This window comes from Mycobacteroides chelonae (genome assembly GCF_016767715.1).
Taxonomy (GTDB): Bacteria; Actinomycetota; Actinomycetes; order Mycobacteriales; family Mycobacteriaceae; genus Mycobacterium; species Mycobacterium gwanakae.
Window position 1 is genome coordinate 2586722 of record NZ_CP050145.1, and the last position, 14200, is coordinate 2600921.

The following is a 14200-nucleotide window of genomic DNA, read 5'->3' on the forward strand; positions in this document are numbered from 1 at the left end:
TCATTGGGTCACCTTCTGGCCTGCAGTGTCGATCGAATCCGGTTGAGGGGCACGTGTAATGCGGCGCCGCAGTGCCAAGGACACGTATACGAGGGCGACCAGCACGGGTACCTCGATCAGCGGGCCGACGACACCGGCTAGGGCTTGGCCGGAGGTGGCGCCCCAGGTGGCGATCGCGACAGCGATGGCCAGTTCGAAGTTGTTGCCGGCGGCGGTGAATGCGAGCGTGGTGGTGCGTGGGTAGCCCAGCCTGAGGGCAGCGCCGAGGAGGTATCCGCCACCCCACATGATCGCGAAGTAGGCGAGTAAAGGCACCGCGATACGTGCAACATCCCAAGGCCGAGAAGAGATCTGATCGCCTTGGAGCGCGAACAAGATCACGATGGTGAACAACAGTCCCCACAGTGCCCAGGGGCCGATGATCGGCAGGAATCGTGTTTCATACCACGTGCGCCCCTTGACCTGTTCGCCGATACGGCGGGAGAGATATCCAGCCGCGAGCGGGATCCCCAGGAACAGGAGTACAGATTTGGCGATCTGCCACGGCGACGTGGCGATGACGGTTTGCGGCAGATGCAGCCAACCGGGCAGGACGGATAGATAGAACCAACCCAGGACCGCGAACATGAGCACCTGAAACATCGAATTCAGGGCGACAAGGACGGCCGCCGCATCCCGATCGCCGCACGCAAGGTCGTTCCAGATGATCACCATGGCGATGCACCGTGCCAGTCCGACGACGATAAGCCCGGTGCGATACTCGGGCAGATCTGGTAACAGCAGCCAGGCCAGCGCGAACATCAACGCCGGGCCGAGTGCCCAGTTCAAGACCAGCGAGCCGATCAGCAGCTTGCGGTCAGCGGTGACGGCACCGAGGCGGTCATAGCGCACCTTGGCCAATACCGGGTACATCATGATGAGTAGCCCAACGGCGATCGGCAGCGAGATCCCTTCGACCTGAACTCTTTCCAGCACACTGTTCAGCCCAGGGATCCAGCGACCCAGCAGCAGTCCGGCTGCCATCGCGAGTCCGATCCATGCCGGCAGAAACCGGTCCAACATCGATAATCTCTGTGGCGTACTCACTCAGGACGCCCGCATGTGCAGCCGTCGCCTTCGGGGAGGAGTTCGGGACTGGTGCCGAATGTGTCCGAATCCGCCAAAATTGCGTAGATTTCCCACTTTTCCCGATCAGGTGCGGTGACCCACACCTTGTCTTGTGTTGCGAAACAACACGTGGTGCCGATCTCTTCTTCGGTGAACATGCCTGCATCGGTCAATCGGCCGATCTCGGCGTGGACCTGCTCGCTGGATTCGACCTGTACCCCGAGATGGTTGATCGTGCCGCCGTGGCCCGGGTTCTCCAACAACACCAGCTTCAGCGGTGGGGAATCGATCGCAAAGTTGGCATATCCGGGCTTACGTTTGGCCGGTTGTACGCCAAAAAGCTTTGAATAGAAGTCGATTGACGCATCGAGGTCGTCGACATTGAGAGCCAGCTGTACGCGGGACACCGGTTCACCTCCGGAACTAATGAGATATTTATCGAACTTATCGGATGCGCCCAGTGTGCCATGTCTTTGACATATGTCAAAGCATTCGGGATGCTGGAAGCATGCCCAAGGCTCTTCCCGTGGTAGATACCACCGCTCCCGTGTGCTGCCAACCTGTGGCGGCCGGTCCGATGAGCGACGAACAGGCCCTGGAAGTCGCGCTGCGGCTCAAGGCGCTCGCGGACCCGGTGCGGGTCAAGATCATGTCCCAGCTCTTTGGCGCGCCCATGCGAGAGATCATCAGCGGTGACCTCGCGGGCATCCTCAGACTCACCGAGTCAACCGTCAGTCACCACATGAATCAGTTGCGAAAAGCCGGGTTGGTGGAATCGGACCGCCGCGGAATGAACGTCTATCACCGGCCGGTTCCGGATGCGCTGACCGCGTTGTGCACGGTCCTGGATCCCGGCTGCTGCCAATAGAATCGACCGATGTCGACGACAGCCCGCAGTGACAGCGCTCGTTCATGCTGATCGGTATCGCGGCGGCCGTGCTGGCATGCCTGGGGTACGGAACCGCGTCCGTCCTCCAGGGATACGGTGCCCGCCAATCCGCGACGAATGTTCACGGGCGCTCCGGTAATGGTGCACCGTCGCTAAGCTCCACAATCGCCGCGATGCTGACGCCGGCATTCATCGCCGGGATGGTTCTCGATCTCGTCGGATTCGCGGGCACCCTGGTGTCGGCGCGGTTGATTCCACTGTTTCTCTCCCAGACGATCATGAGTGCGAACCTGGCGGTCACCGCGGTGCTCGGTATCGCAGTACTCGGTGTGCGGTTACAACGACGGGACTGGCTGGCCATCTCGGCCGTATTGCTGTCGCTATGTGTGCTGGCGTTGACTGCCGGTCCTCGTGGCGAGGATTTCGCGACGCCATCGGTTCACTGGGGTGTGTTGATCGCATCGGTGGCAGTGCTGCTCACCGGCCTGGGCCTCATTCGTGTCTTGGGCTCACGCGCCGCGATTCCTGCGGGGTTGTTGGCCGGGATTCTTTATGGCGCAATGTCTGTTGCGGTCAGAGTGCTTGACGGGCTCGATCCGCTACGGGTGAAGGTCCTGTTGTCCGATCCCGTCGCCTACGCGGTGATTCTCGCGGGGGTGGGCGGCTTCTACCTGTTTACCGTTGCGCTGCAAGTGGGTTCGGTGAACGGCGCGGCCGCGGCATTGGTTGTGGGGGAGACGGTCGTACCCGGTGTTACCGGTGTACTGCTGTTGGGCGACGGCGCGCGCCCGGGATTGGGCTGGCTTGTGGCCGTGGCGTTCGTGGTTGCGGTCGTCTCGGCGGTGAGTGTGGCCGCGTTCGGTGCCGTCGAGAACACGCAGTCGACGGCACCGGATCCGGCGCGCTAAGTCAGTTTGATGCGTTGAGAATCTTGATCGCGAAGACGAGTGTGTCTCCCGGCCGGATACCGGCGCTGGGCTGCCCGGAGGGATAGCCGTCAGCGGGGACCATCGCGACGGCGACGGTCGACCCGACATGTTGCCCCGCGATGGCCTTCTTGAATCCCGGTACCACCCCATTAAGCGGGAATTGGGCAGGCGTGCCACGCGTATAGGCGCTATCGAACACGGAGCCGTCGCGCCCGTTAACGCCCATGTAGCAGACCGAAACCGTGGCCAGATCTCCGACGATCGGTCCGGATCCAGCCTGGAGCGTGTGCACCTGGGTCTCGGCCACGCTGAATGGCGCGGTCACGTTGACACTCGGCGCCGCGGTGTCCGTGGAGCCGGAGACGGCGACGTTCCCGGTGCTTCCCGACAGCGTCCATTCAGGTGTGCCGGAGTTCTGTGGCGCCGCCGTGGGGCACCCGGTGGTGGCGGCGGGCGGGTCGGCGGGTGCTGACTTGGCCTCCGTGTCGGAGCCGCACGCGGCCAGCGTCACAACGAATGAGGCGGCGCAGGCGGCAAGTGCGACGGACGGGTACACGCGCAAGGAGTTCACGGTCGCCACGCTAACAGCTGCGCGGCGACCGCCTGCGAGTGCCAAGTCAATGGCGTTCACGCGGTGGGGGAAGTGGCACTGTCCGGGGATCAGCACGGCCCGGCGAACTCGCTCAATCGTGCGTTCCTCCGTCGGCCCGCGAGTAATTTTCAGATTGGAGCTACCGCTCGACGGCGCTATCCGCCAAGGGCGTATCGCGTTAGCCGAAGCGACTCGTAAACTGCTGCCATGAAATGGTTCTCACGGAGGCGAAGCGAAGACCGCGAGCCCGTTCAGCTCAGCGCTGAGGCCGCCTCTGTGGTTGACCAGCTCGTTGATCACCATCACGATCGTGAGTGGCCCACGGCGATCGGCTGGCATCTGCCTGACGAAGAGCCGCCTTGGGAGGCGTTGCACGAGCTGCGTAGTACGGGTTACTGCGAGGTCGAGCGGGACGGCGACGAGGTCGAGGTCGATTTCACCGAGCTTGGGCGCCGCACCTTCACGTGAGGCTTCTCGCGGGCGGTCGAAGATGCCGTCGCAAGGGGACAATCTCATCGAGCGCCGCACGAGCGTTGAGTCGGCAGGTGAGATAGCCTGGGCAGCAAGTAGAAAGGCTGGCCGGCCAGGGTATCTGGACGGCCAGCCGGGCGCATTTTTCTCGCGCTGTAGGAACTTTAGACGGTCTGCACTGAGACAGCCTGAGGGCCGCGATCGCCGGCTTCTTCTTCGAAGCTGACGCGATCGTTCTCGTTGAGGCTGCGGTATCCGCCCTTGTCGATGATGGCCGAGAAGTGAACGAACAGGTCCTTGTTGCCGTTGTCCGGGGTGATGAATCCGAATCCCTTTTCGGCGTTAAACCATTTCACGATGCCTTGAGCCATGCGATTACTCTCCTGAGTGTCTAATTGCGGGGCCGACATTCGACCCTGGGTCTTGCGGAGGTACGCGAAATCAAAGCAACTGGCAAAAGTCACGGAGATTGGGTATGTGTCCGCCGCGGAAAATCTTCGCGAGCGTGTCACTAAGAAAATCAACCGTTTTGACCTTACCAGAGGTCGAGCCCGATAACCAATGGCTGACAGTAGTTCGGCGCAGCAGCATATGAATCAGCAACCGGATTCGGAACATTGGGGAGTGGAGCGATCCTTCGCTCCATCAGGTGCCGAACGGAGCTCGACGCTACGCTGATCGCCGAGACTTAAACTGAACCGGAAGAAGCGACGCCGATGAGCCGCTACTGGCAGTCGTATTGGTACCAGGTGATGTACAGCGAAGACCGGAACCCTGGCTGGAAGCCGCTCCACTCCGGTCCGCTCCATCAGGTGCCGAACAAGTCCCTCGTGACCGGCACGCTTGCCGACTGGGTAGTCCCCGTTCTTGAAGACACGGCAGACGAGATCGACTGGATCTCAGGGGAGATCCGGATCGACTGCTATACCGAGGCCGTACCGGCCCCCGGCACTCAGCCCTTCTTCTACAGCGACACCCGCGACGTGCCCCGGATCAGTTACTACCGGCCCACTGCCTGGCCCATCCAGTGATGTCGCGACGGTCTCAGTTGGGCAAAGGTACTGCGTCTTACCCGCGATGCGGGGGCCTATCTCCGCCGCGTGGCTTTAGTGTTGGCTGTTATGGCGGGACTTGTCGGTTACGTGAAGCGCTGGCGCACAGCCCTTCACGTAACCGTGTCGGCATCGATACTTGCTGGCCTCGCACTCCCCATTGTGCCGGTAGCTCACGCGGCCGCGGCCGCGGCGACGTTGTCGGTGACATCGACGTGGCAGACCGGTTTCATCGCTAGTTTCACGATCACCAACTTGAGCACGGTGCCGCTCTCCGATTGGCGGCTCGAGTTCGACCTGCCGATCGGAGAGTCCATCCGGCACACGTGGAGCAGCAGTGTGACGCAATCTGGTACCCACTACGTTCTGAGTCCCGCGAACTGGAATCGCATCATCGCGCCAGGAGGTTCGGCCACCGGCGGTCTACGGGGCGTGCTGAGCGGTTCCTACACACCACCGTTGAACTGTGTGCTCAACGGGCAAGTTCCATGCAGCTAGAGGCTGCGGTGCGCAGAAACCAACCAGGCCGGTAACTGGGCGCGTCCGTCGGAGCCGATCGTCACACCGCGATACTCGAAGCCTTCGGGCAACTGGCTGGGAACATTCACCCATGCTCGTGCGCGCCGGATCTCGTCGATGACCAAGTGCCGCCCCACGATGCTGTGCAGCTGCTGTTCGGTGAACGGCCGGGGCCCGAATTCGGCATCTGGCGGAAAGGCCTCGGTCGCAAAAACAAGTGCAAAGAACTTGCCGCCGGGCCTGAGCGCTCGCGCCAGTGATCGCACATAGCTTTCTCTGAGCTCATCGGGTAGGCAGTGAAATACAAGGCCATCAATGACGGTATTAAAATAATTGTGGTAGCCGGTGTCTGCGGTCAGGTCAGCTGTATTGAAAATAGCATCCAAGCCAAGCTGGGCGGCCGCTCTCTGCGCTTTGTCTATCGCACTGCCAGATAGATCGAGACCCACGACTTGGTACCCATGATCGGCCAGCTTTAGCGAGGTCAACCCCACCCCGCACCCAGAATCGAGGATCGGGCTCTCAAATCGACCTTGCCGGTGTAGAGCTGCTATTTCGGGTTGCATCTCGCCGATATTCCACCCCGGATCACCAGGCGCATAAACCGCTTCGCCCCTGTACAACTCGTCCCAGTCCACGGCATTCACATCAAATGTTGGCATATTGCCGATATTAGGTGCGATACCGACGGCCGGCAACAAATTGTTTTGCTCAAGCCGACCATTTTTCAAAGGGTAAATTACTCTCCATTGCTGAATAGAGGCTACGCGAAAGTTGTCAATCTGCTGAAAACCGATAACAAATTGGAAACGTATTACGGACTATTTACGGGATGGTTTAGAAAGATCGCACGTGGGTGGAGGGTGTGCGGAGGCGATGAGACGTTCCGCCAGTTGTGCGCTCGCCGGTCCGAGTTGAGATTGTTCGGCCGACGCGAGGTAGATCTTCCACGTGATGGCAGGGCGGACGGCGAGCGCGCGCAAGTGCGCGAACTGTGTGGCCTCGCTGGCAGGCATGAAGATGGTGCCGAGCCCATGCTGGACGAGGCTCGCAGCGATCGAATACTCAAGGGCGACTTCATGCGGCGTGAACGCGGTGACACCCGCGGCGGCAAAGGCGTCGTCGACCAAGCGTCGCAAGCCAAACTGGCTGGGAAAGCCGATGAGGTGTTCGTCGACAAGTTCGGTGATGCTGACGTGGCTTCGTTCGGCGAGTCGGTGATCGGGTCGGCAGACAAACATCATGGGCTCTGCACAGAGGAGCCGCATCTGAACATCTGCCGGAAACCGATCGGGCGCTGAGACAAGGGCTAGGTCGAGGGTTCCGTTGGCGATGGCCGACAAGTATGCGCTCGATCCGGTTTGGCTTTGCCGCAAGCGGATTTGGACCAGCGGATAGTCGCGGTGGAACTGCCCCAGCACCTCGGGTACGTCGAGCGGCCCACAGGAGATGAGTGCGCCGAGATCGACCCTCCCGGTCAGCGCGCCACGGAAATCTCCGACGGAATCTTTGGCATGCCGGGCGGTCTGGATGACGCGAATGGCATGCGTGTGGAACAACTCTCCGGCCGGGGTCAAACGGATCTGTTGCCGCGTACGGTCGAACAGTTCCACCCCAAGTTCCTTCTCTAACTTGCTCACCGAAGTAGACAGCGCGGACTGGACAACGTGGGCACGCTGAACCGCCCGGGAGAAGCTCATCTCACTGGCAACGGCAACAAAATGTTCCAACTGTCGAAGTTCCATCTGCCACCTCATCTATTTAGTAGATGAAATCTATCAAAAGTATGCGTTGGACTAGATGGGTTGCGGCGACTGTGATGGAGAGGGACACGGACGAAAGGATGAGGATGCCTGCCATGGATATGTCTTCGAAAGCAGCAGTGACGATGAAGGCGATCGTCGCGCAGCAAGGCACCGAGGGTGTCGGGCTGTCGTTGATGGACATGCCTTACCCGCATGCCGCGGAGAACGACGTCATCGTCCGGGTACATGCCGCCGGATTCACTCCCGGTGAACTCGACTGGCCCGGAACCTGGGCCGACCGCTCGGGACGGGACCGGGCTCCTAGCATTCCGGGGCACGAAGTATCCGGTGTGATAGCCGAATTGGGCTATGGAACAACCGGGCTGACGGTAGGACAACGAGTCTTTGGCATCACAGACTGGGCGCGGAATGGAACGTTGGCAGAGTACGTCGCAGTGGAAGCGCGTAATCTTGCGCCACTCGCGGCTGATGTCGATCACGCAGCTGCGGCGGCCCTGCCTGTCTCTGGCCTGACAGCCTGGCAGGCGATGTTCGTCCATGCGCAGATCACCGCCGGCCAGTGCGTGCTGATACACGGTGCGGCAGGTGCAGTCGGCTCCGTCGCCGTACAACTCGCGCACGAGGCCGGCGCCTACGTCATCGGCAGCGGACGCGCGGTTCAGCGCGAGCAGATTTTGGGGCTTAAGGCGGATGAATTCGTTGACCTGGGTAGCGATTCGATTGAAGATGTCGGTGCGGTTGATGTGGTGTTCGATGTCCTTGGCGGTGAGACCCTTGATCGTTCAGCGCAATTGGTGCGTGCCGGTGGCACGCTGGTCACCATTGCCGAGCCCCCACGGATCATTCCCCGGGGAGCGCGTGCGGTCTTCTTTGTCGTCGAACCAGACCGTGCACAGTTGACTTTTCTGGAAGAAAGATTGCGCGACGGCAGAATACGCCAAGACATCGGGTGCATTCTTCCCCTCGAGAACGCGGTGAGGGCTTTCGACCCCGACCATAAGACTCCCGGCAAGACGATTATCCAGTTGCTCGCCGCCGCTCGAGGCGACAAGTCGCGTCAATCCGAAAGGGGATGAGCCCACATGGTTCCGAAAGTTCTGCTTGTCGCCATGGGCGCCGCCGTGATGCTGGTGCCCGTGGCCTGCGCCGGACGTTCGCCGCAAAATGTGGGCGAAAACCCGGTAGTCCGAGAAGTATTCGATCGGCCGACCAATGTGCCTGGAAAGTCCTTGATATCAGTGACCGTGAGTTATCCGCCGGGCACAAAAAGTATGGCTCACCGTCATGCGAAGTCAGCATTCATCATGGCGTACGTGATCTTAGGTGCGATTCGCAGCCAAGTCGAGGGCCAGCCATCACGGGTGTATCACGCCGGCGAAACCTGGTACGAAGACCCCGGCGCGCACCACACGATCGGCGAAAATGCCAGCGCCACAGAGCCAGCCGAGTTACTCGCAGTCTTCCTGGTCGATACCGGAGATGGACCGTTGACTACCGATGACGCGACCACGCAGTAGGAGGATTTGTGTACACGCTTGACCGAGTCAAGGTCGTCGAGCTAGCGCTGCGCGTGTCGCTCGCGACGGCCTTTCTGTCCGCAGTTGCTGACCGATTCGGGTGGTGGGCACCGCTCGGGCAGGGCAGTTGGGGGAGCATGGGTGCCTTCACCGCGTACACCCATCAGCTGATTCCGTTGGCCTCCGGATGGTTACTGTCCGTCATCGTGTGGGCTTCCACTGCCGCCGAAGTGATCCTGGCGGTCTTGCTTCTCATCGCATGGAGGCCCGCGCTTGTCGGTGCGGCAACATGCCTGTTGCTCATTATGTTTGGGGCCAGCATGGCGGTATCTATCGGACTGGAGGCACCGTTCAGCTACAGCGTTTTCTCCGCGGCCAGCGCTGGCGCGGCGTACGCGATACTCGGCACAAGGTCGCCGTCGCATACGAGTTGACGTCCTTGAGAGTCACTGCAATCTGGACGGCCCATGCCAGCGGCGGATCGCAGCCGCGAACTAGTTTGGCGTGGACACTGCGAGACCGGTAAACACAGAGAAGAGGTCTTGGTAGCGCGCTCCCATTACCCGGACGAGCACATCGAGCAGCTTGGCATCGGGTCCGACGAGCACGCGGGGTTTCTTCTTGCGCACGGCGGTAAGGATGATGCGGGCGGCGGCCTCTGGGCTGGTGATCGCCAGATACTTGTCGAACGCGGCGGCCGCCGCCCGCACATCGATACCTTCCGCGACGGTGGCGTTACGGGCGATGGCAGTCTTGATACCGCCCGGGTGCACGCAGGTGACGGCGACCGGTTTCTTGCCGATGATCATCTCCTGGCGCAGTGACTCGGTGAAGCCGCGCACTGCGAACTTCGGGGCGTTGTAGGCACTCTGGCCAGGCAGGGACAACAAGCCGAACAGGCTGGAGACGTTGATGACGTGGCCGTCGCCGGAGGCGATCAGGTGGGGCAGGAATGCTTTGGTGCCGTTGACGACACCCCAGAAGTCGACATCGAAGATGCGCTCCATGTCCTTGAACGGGCTCACCCCGACATCACCGGCATAGGCGATGCCGGCATTGTTGAATATCTGGTTGACCTTGCTGAACTGCCTTGTTATGGAGTCGGCGTAGAGCAGGAAAGCCTCACGCTCAACGACATTGAGAAGGTCGGCGCGTACCTCGGCCCCGAGGGCTTGCACCTGTCGTTCGGTCTCGGAGAGTCCCTCGATGTTCACATCGCTGATGGCAACTTTGGCGCCCGAGCGAGCCAGCTCGAGCGCTAGAGCGCGCCCGATGCCCGAGCCTGCGCCGGTCACCACGGCCACCTTGCCGCTATAGCCTTCCACTCCTGCCTCCTGATGTGGGTCCGGTTTCTAATGCTGCAACTTTCTGGCTATGTCGCGGGCTTTGGCCTTGCGAAGATAAGCGAAATGCGCTTTGACTGCGGGGACGCCGAGATTGGGGTTCACGACATACGCGCACATGCTGATGTTGCGGCTGAGGTTCAGAAGACGTTTGAAGACGAGTAGTCGGGCCTTTCGGGCGATGCCGTCCTGCGCTCCGTGCTCCCTGTAGTACGTCGTCTCGTCGCCACCGAAGCTGTCGGCCGGCGCGGCGGTGTAGTAGAACAGCGCCAGCGATTGCCGCCATGAGCCTTCGGCGACGGGATGGGGGAATCCGTGCACCGACTGGTCATCGGTGCGAAAGATGAGGGCCCTGCCCCAGACAGGAATGACCGTCCGAACGGCCCGGCCCTCCGCGTCGTAGAGCGACAGGCAACCTCCGTTATCGAGCGACCAGCTGTCATTCAAGTAGACGATAACGTTGATGCGGCGGTAGAGATTTAGCGCGCGAAGATAGTGGAAGTCGGTGTGGGGAGTCAGGACGCCGCCCGCGCCGCTGAGGTGAATACCGCCCCCGAACAGATAGGGATCGGGGAGCAACTGCCCGATGCCGGTGATCTTTTCGAGCGCGCTCAGGAAGCGGGGTTCGTTAAGTTCTCTGATGACAGTTTTGAACGGTTCCGGGATGAGGTCTATCTCGGCGCAGAATCGCTTGTTCCGAATGTATCCGTCTTCCCAGTTGTTCCACCAGGGCCAATCGATGCCGGGGAAGTCGGCGGCGGTCTCGGAGGGCAGGCGGAGGAAATCGTCGACCACCAGATGCGGAAATGGTTGAGCGGTATGGAATTTTTGGGCCAGGTCTGACGCGTTTCGTTCGAGTTCTTCGACTCTGACAACGGTATCTGTCTTGCGGAGTGTGCCGTATTTGCCCACATAGTCTTCGAGGGATTCTGTTGACTCGTTGGAAAGTTCATTATCGATCTGCATCAGATATCTGCTCCTCGCACTAGAGCATGCGGAGTCCAGGCAGCCGTCCGCGTTCTTTGCGTCTGCACGATGCAACAGTGGGGTAGTGCAGTGCCATGGTTTCGGTCCCAACCAAATCGATGTTCTGTGGCTGAAGGTTGCTTGGGAGGGCTGAGACGGACAGTCGATGGGAGTATCTTCAGGCCTATGGGGTACGCACGAGCGCTCAGAAGCTCCCGGCTTCGCGCTGTGGTGACACTGGCGACGGTGGGTGCTGTTGCCGTAAGTGCGGTTGCCTGTGGCCGGGCGGAGACTCGAACAGCAAGCCCTGCCGACAGTCCGGACCAACTGGCGCTGGCAACGCTGGATCACATCGTGCAGGGTGACAACGCAGCCGCCACCACCCATTTCGACCGGACGATGGCAGATATGTTGTCGGCTCCGGCTCTGGGGCAAGCATGGATCACCTACCAGGAACTGTTGGGTGCGTATCAATCACACGGTGATCCCCACGACGTCCAGCGCGGCGAGCTGACCGTGGTGAACGTGCCTCTCCAGATGGAGCGTGCACCCGGCCAGTTCCGGCTGACCGTCCACCCGGACGGATCCGTCGCGGGTCTGTACTTCCTTAAGGACGGCGTCCCCGTACCCTGAGTTCGCTTGTCAGGCATCAGCAGTCGCCGTTCCAATCATCCCGGAAGCCGCCTTCGCATTCGGCATCACGCGCGACGTACCAAACCTTCTTCACTCCTTAGCTGTGGCAATATCGTCGCCGAGCTCGAACGGCGGGCGCATGCTGTTAACCTGGCGGAATGGCGTCCGCTCGGGCTTTGGGATGTATCGGAGCACTGGCAGTTAGCGGCTTGTCATGGGCGCCGCCTGCCGTCGCTGAACCGCTATTGCCGGACCTGGATCGGTACACCGCGGTGAATACGTCCGACTACACGGTCGCGATCCCGACCAGCGGATACAACGGTGCCGTGAGCAGCGTGCAGTTCAGCACTCCCGCCGGCCAGAACTGCAGTGTGGTGATCAACGTTCGAGGAATGTGGGACATCGCGACGTGCACCGGGCCGATTCCGGGGAGTAGCTATAGCAGCGTGACCGCGAGCTATATGGAAGCCGGTAAGTTCGGCAACTCTCCGCCCGGTCCTGGGCAGGCGAAACTGTTGCCGGCTGGTAGCAAGGTCGTGTTCACCCGCGGGGTGTGGACCGGTACGTGCGCGGTTGACCAGGCGATGACCGCCTGCGTTGTCGACACGGTCCCGGGACCTGGCGAGTCAACCTCAAGGGCCCCACACGGTTTCGTGCTCGGCCCAGACGACAGCTCGACATTCTAGAACCTTTGGCGGAAGAAATTGGCCGCAACGGGATGCGGTACCGCAGGGTCGGCACCGAGAGCAAGTCGATCTAATAAGAGCGCCAACTCAGGATCGATCACGGCGCCATATGCGTTCATTGCAGCCTCGACAGGGGCGTCGATTAGGACACATTGCCATCGGCCCACCGCGGTAAGGCCGCTCACCCTCCTCTAATGCCCGGCTTGTTGATCTAGTGCAGCGGCCCATCGATCACGAAGTAGGCGCTGTTAGTCAGCCGGAGGGGATCGCGCCGATAAACGAGAGCAGTTCGAGCTTCTCGTAGCTTTCGCTCCCCGGCACTGCCGTATAGACCAAGAGCGAGTGCGACTCGTAGGGGTCCATCAGGATCTGGCAGTGGAGTTCGAGAAGCCCGACCTCCGGGTGCTGGTAGCGCTTGACCTCTCGTGGCGTGACGCCGACCTCGTGCTGCTTCCACAGGCTGCGGAACTCCGCGCTCTCGGCCATGAGTAACTCCACAAACCGGGCCGCCTTCGACTCGGAGCCCCGTAGAGTGAGTACACCTCTGAGCCCCGAAACGTACATGCGAGAGTAGAACTCGTGATCCTCGCGTAGATAGAGGTCACGTGCAGTCGGGTCGGTGAACCACCGGTACCCACTGCTTCGCGACGCTCCGCTGTGCCTGCACAGGTCGCCCAGGAGCGCGACGCTGAGTGGCGTCTGACGCAGGGTCTCACCGAGCTCAGTAACGATCTCAGCAGAGGTGTCAGTGAGCCTATCGAAGATACGCAGGATGCCGGGACTGACGTGCTCGTTGCACGAGTTACGAACTGGTGGTTGGTGTCCGGCAAGCCGGAACAGGTGGTCGCGCTCGTCCCGAGAGAGACAGATCTGGACAGTTTCCGAGGAACTCACCGGACTCACATTCACCTGAGACTGAGCACCGGGATATGTACGAAGGTAGGACGACTGCTTGACGTAACGGTTCACCAGGCCCGTCGTAGGTGTGAGTGCTGCCGTCTAACAGCCTTTCGCATACGGCTCGTCAACTGCTGCAATGTGTCGATGGGCGGTATGGGGGTATTCGTCGTCGGGTAGCACCACGGCGTGGTGTTGTTCGGACCAGTCGGTCAGGTCTGCTTCCACGATGAGGACGCGGGTGTTGCCGGTGGGTATGTCGTCGTGTTTGAGCATGGTTCGGCCTCTCCTGTGTCGGGAGGATGACAACAATGCGGTCGTTCGGTGACGATTGCAGGACTTCAAGTTTGTGGTGGCGGGGCCGCCCCAGCCATGGGAAGTGTTGCCTAGGCTAGGCGTTGGCGCGCTTGATGCATGGGCGCCGAGGGTGTGGTCCAGATGGCGGGCGGCCGGCCGCCGCGGTTGTGATGCCACCACCTCGCTTTCACGTGTCAGTCAATACGGTCGTCGGGTCTCAAGGGTGCTTCAGCTGACGCGGAGGGCTGCGTTGTGTCGGGTCGATCCGCTGGACCGGTTCACTATGCGCGGCCTGTCGATGTGGGTAAGACCGACCAGCGCGCCGGGGCCCACACAGGGCACACCCAACCGCTGGTGGCGCCGGCCGCTGGCTGACAGGGGCGGGCGCAGCGGACTCGAAGATGGCATCGATTTCGTCGATTAGCGCCAGCACCACCGGCGGGTCGTCCACGGTCAGGGACGTGGCCAGGGTGTACGGCTCGATGGAACTGGGCGCTGCCATCGTGGTGCACTGCGTCATCGCTATCTCCTTCCGC

20 protein-coding genes and 1 pseudogene are annotated in these 14200 nt (G+C 61.2%); 10 read left to right on the plus strand and 11 right to left on the minus strand.

Features of this window, described 5'->3' with window-relative positions:
* Both arsB and HBA99_RS12710 read right to left on the minus strand, forming a co-directional pair.
* On the minus strand, positions 1–1062 hold the full coding sequence (gene arsB, locus HBA99_RS12705; RefSeq protein ID WP_070930841.1) for an ACR3 family arsenite efflux transporter: 1062 nt from the start codon (positions 1060–1062) through the stop codon (positions 1–3).
* Positions 1063–1082: 20 nt separating this feature from the next.
* The gene (locus tag HBA99_RS12710) at positions 1083–1514 is read right to left on the minus strand and encodes an ArsI/CadI family heavy metal resistance metalloenzyme (protein WP_070930840.1); all 432 of its coding nucleotides are present in this window, start codon (positions 1512–1514) and stop codon (positions 1083–1085) included.
* Between the two features lie 101 nt (positions 1515–1615).
* On the opposite strand from HBA99_RS12710, the gene HBA99_RS12715 reads away from it, so the two are divergent.
* Both HBA99_RS12715 and HBA99_RS12720 read left to right on the plus strand, forming a co-directional pair.
* On the plus strand, positions 1616–1975 hold the full coding sequence (locus HBA99_RS12715; RefSeq protein WP_070952497.1) for an Rv2640c family ArsR-like transcriptional regulator: 360 nt from the start codon (positions 1616–1618) through the stop codon (positions 1973–1975).
* 44 nt (positions 1976–2019) lie between these two features.
* On the plus strand, positions 2020–2904 hold the full coding sequence (locus HBA99_RS12720; RefSeq protein WP_070952498.1) for a hypothetical protein: 885 nt from the start codon (positions 2020–2022) through the stop codon (positions 2902–2904).
* Between the two features lies 1 nt (position 2905).
* On the opposite strand, the gene HBA99_RS12725 is transcribed toward HBA99_RS12720, so the two are convergent.
* Positions 2906–3436 carry an FKBP-type peptidyl-prolyl cis-trans isomerase gene (locus HBA99_RS12725; protein WP_078284713.1) on the minus strand — a complete coding sequence of 177 codons (531 nt, stop codon included), beginning with the start codon at positions 3434–3436 and terminating at the stop codon, positions 2906–2908.
* 357 nt (positions 3437–3793) lie between these two features.
* Between HBA99_RS12725 and HBA99_RS12730 the strand changes: the two genes are divergently transcribed.
* Positions 3794–3985, plus strand: a complete 192-nt coding sequence (locus HBA99_RS12730) for a hypothetical protein (RefSeq protein ID WP_046255779.1) — start codon at positions 3794–3796, stop codon at positions 3983–3985.
* Between the two features lie 167 nt (positions 3986–4152).
* Here the strand turns inward: HBA99_RS12730 and HBA99_RS12735 are convergent, their stop codons facing one another.
* Entirely contained in the window at positions 4153–4359 is a 207-nt protein-coding gene (locus HBA99_RS12735) for a cold-shock protein (protein ID WP_046255780.1), read from the minus strand.
* 345 nt (positions 4360–4704) lie between these two features.
* Here HBA99_RS12735 and HBA99_RS12740 point away from each other — a divergent pair, with 345 nt between their 5' ends.
* The gene (locus HBA99_RS12740) at positions 4705–5019 is read left to right on the plus strand and encodes a hypothetical protein (protein ID WP_070952499.1); all 315 of its coding nucleotides are present in this window, start codon (positions 4705–4707) and stop codon (positions 5017–5019) included.
* Between the two features lie 90 nt (positions 5020–5109).
* Entirely contained in the window at positions 5110–5538 is a 429-nt protein-coding gene (locus HBA99_RS12745; protein WP_046253706.1) for a cellulose-binding domain-containing protein, read from the plus strand.
* Here the strand turns inward: HBA99_RS12745 and HBA99_RS12750 are convergent.
* Positions 5535–6221, minus strand: coding sequence for a class I SAM-dependent methyltransferase (locus HBA99_RS12750; protein WP_057969105.1), 687 nt, complete (start codon positions 6219–6221; stop codon positions 5535–5537). The genes HBA99_RS12745 and HBA99_RS12750 overlap by 4 nt on opposite strands.
* A 159-nt stretch (positions 6222–6380) precedes the next feature.
* Positions 6381–7304, minus strand: a complete 924-nt coding sequence (locus tag HBA99_RS12755) for a LysR family transcriptional regulator (protein WP_070952500.1) — start codon at positions 7302–7304, stop codon at positions 6381–6383.
* Positions 7305–7447: 143 nt separating this feature from the next.
* Here HBA99_RS12755 and HBA99_RS12760 point away from each other — a divergent pair, with 143 nt between their 5' ends.
* From HBA99_RS12760 to HBA99_RS12770, 3 genes are read left to right on the plus strand one after another with little or no spacing between them, the layout of a single operon-like run.
* Positions 7448–8401 carry an NADP-dependent oxidoreductase gene (locus HBA99_RS12760; RefSeq protein ID WP_070930837.1) on the plus strand — a complete coding sequence of 318 codons (954 nt, stop codon included), beginning with the start codon at positions 7448–7450 and terminating at the stop codon, positions 8399–8401.
* A 6-nt stretch (positions 8402–8407) separates the two neighbouring features.
* A complete protein-coding gene (locus HBA99_RS12765) occupies positions 8408–8842 on the plus strand; it encodes a cupin domain-containing protein (RefSeq protein WP_070924210.1) in 435 nt (144 codons plus the stop codon).
* Positions 8843–8850: 8 nt separating this feature from the next.
* A complete protein-coding gene (locus HBA99_RS12770; protein ID WP_070930836.1) occupies positions 8851–9276 on the plus strand; it encodes a hypothetical protein in 426 nt (141 codons plus the stop codon).
* 60 nt (positions 9277–9336) lie between these two features.
* Here the strand turns inward: HBA99_RS12770 and HBA99_RS12775 are convergent, their stop codons facing one another.
* The gene (locus tag HBA99_RS12775) at positions 9337–10167 is read right to left on the minus strand and encodes an SDR family NAD(P)-dependent oxidoreductase (protein ID WP_070924212.1); all 831 of its coding nucleotides are present in this window, start codon (positions 10165–10167) and stop codon (positions 9337–9339) included.
* Between the two features lie 27 nt (positions 10168–10194).
* Complete coding sequence (locus HBA99_RS12780; protein WP_070930835.1) at positions 10195–11151, minus strand: 2OG-Fe(II) oxygenase; 957 nt, start codon at positions 11149–11151, stop codon at positions 10195–10197.
* A gap of 186 nt (positions 11152–11337) precedes the next feature.
* Between HBA99_RS12780 and HBA99_RS12785 the strand changes: the two genes are divergently transcribed.
* Positions 11338–11784, plus strand: a complete 447-nt coding sequence (locus HBA99_RS12785; RefSeq protein ID WP_070930834.1) for a DUF3887 domain-containing protein — start codon at positions 11338–11340, stop codon at positions 11782–11784.
* 158 nt (positions 11785–11942) lie between these two features.
* Positions 11943–12470 (plus strand): hypothetical protein, encoded by a 528-nt coding sequence (locus HBA99_RS12790; protein ID WP_070930833.1) that lies wholly within the window; start codon positions 11943–11945, stop codon positions 12468–12470.
* 252 nt (positions 12471–12722) lie between these two features.
* Here the strand turns inward: HBA99_RS12790 and HBA99_RS12795 are convergent.
* From HBA99_RS12795 to HBA99_RS12805, 3 genes and pseudogenes are all read right to left on the minus strand, one after another.
* A pseudogene (locus HBA99_RS12795) lies at positions 12723–13334 on the minus strand (MmyB family transcriptional regulator); the annotation flags it as partial.
* Positions 13335–13469: 135 nt separating this feature from the next.
* On the minus strand, positions 13470–13643 hold the full coding sequence (locus HBA99_RS12800) for a hypothetical protein (RefSeq protein ID WP_165610938.1): 174 nt from the start codon (positions 13641–13643) through the stop codon (positions 13470–13472).
* A gap of 238 nt (positions 13644–13881) precedes the next feature.
* Entirely contained in the window at positions 13882–14184 is a 303-nt protein-coding gene (locus HBA99_RS12805; RefSeq protein WP_131822831.1) for a hypothetical protein, read from the minus strand.
* Positions 14185–14200: the final 16 nt, after the last annotated feature.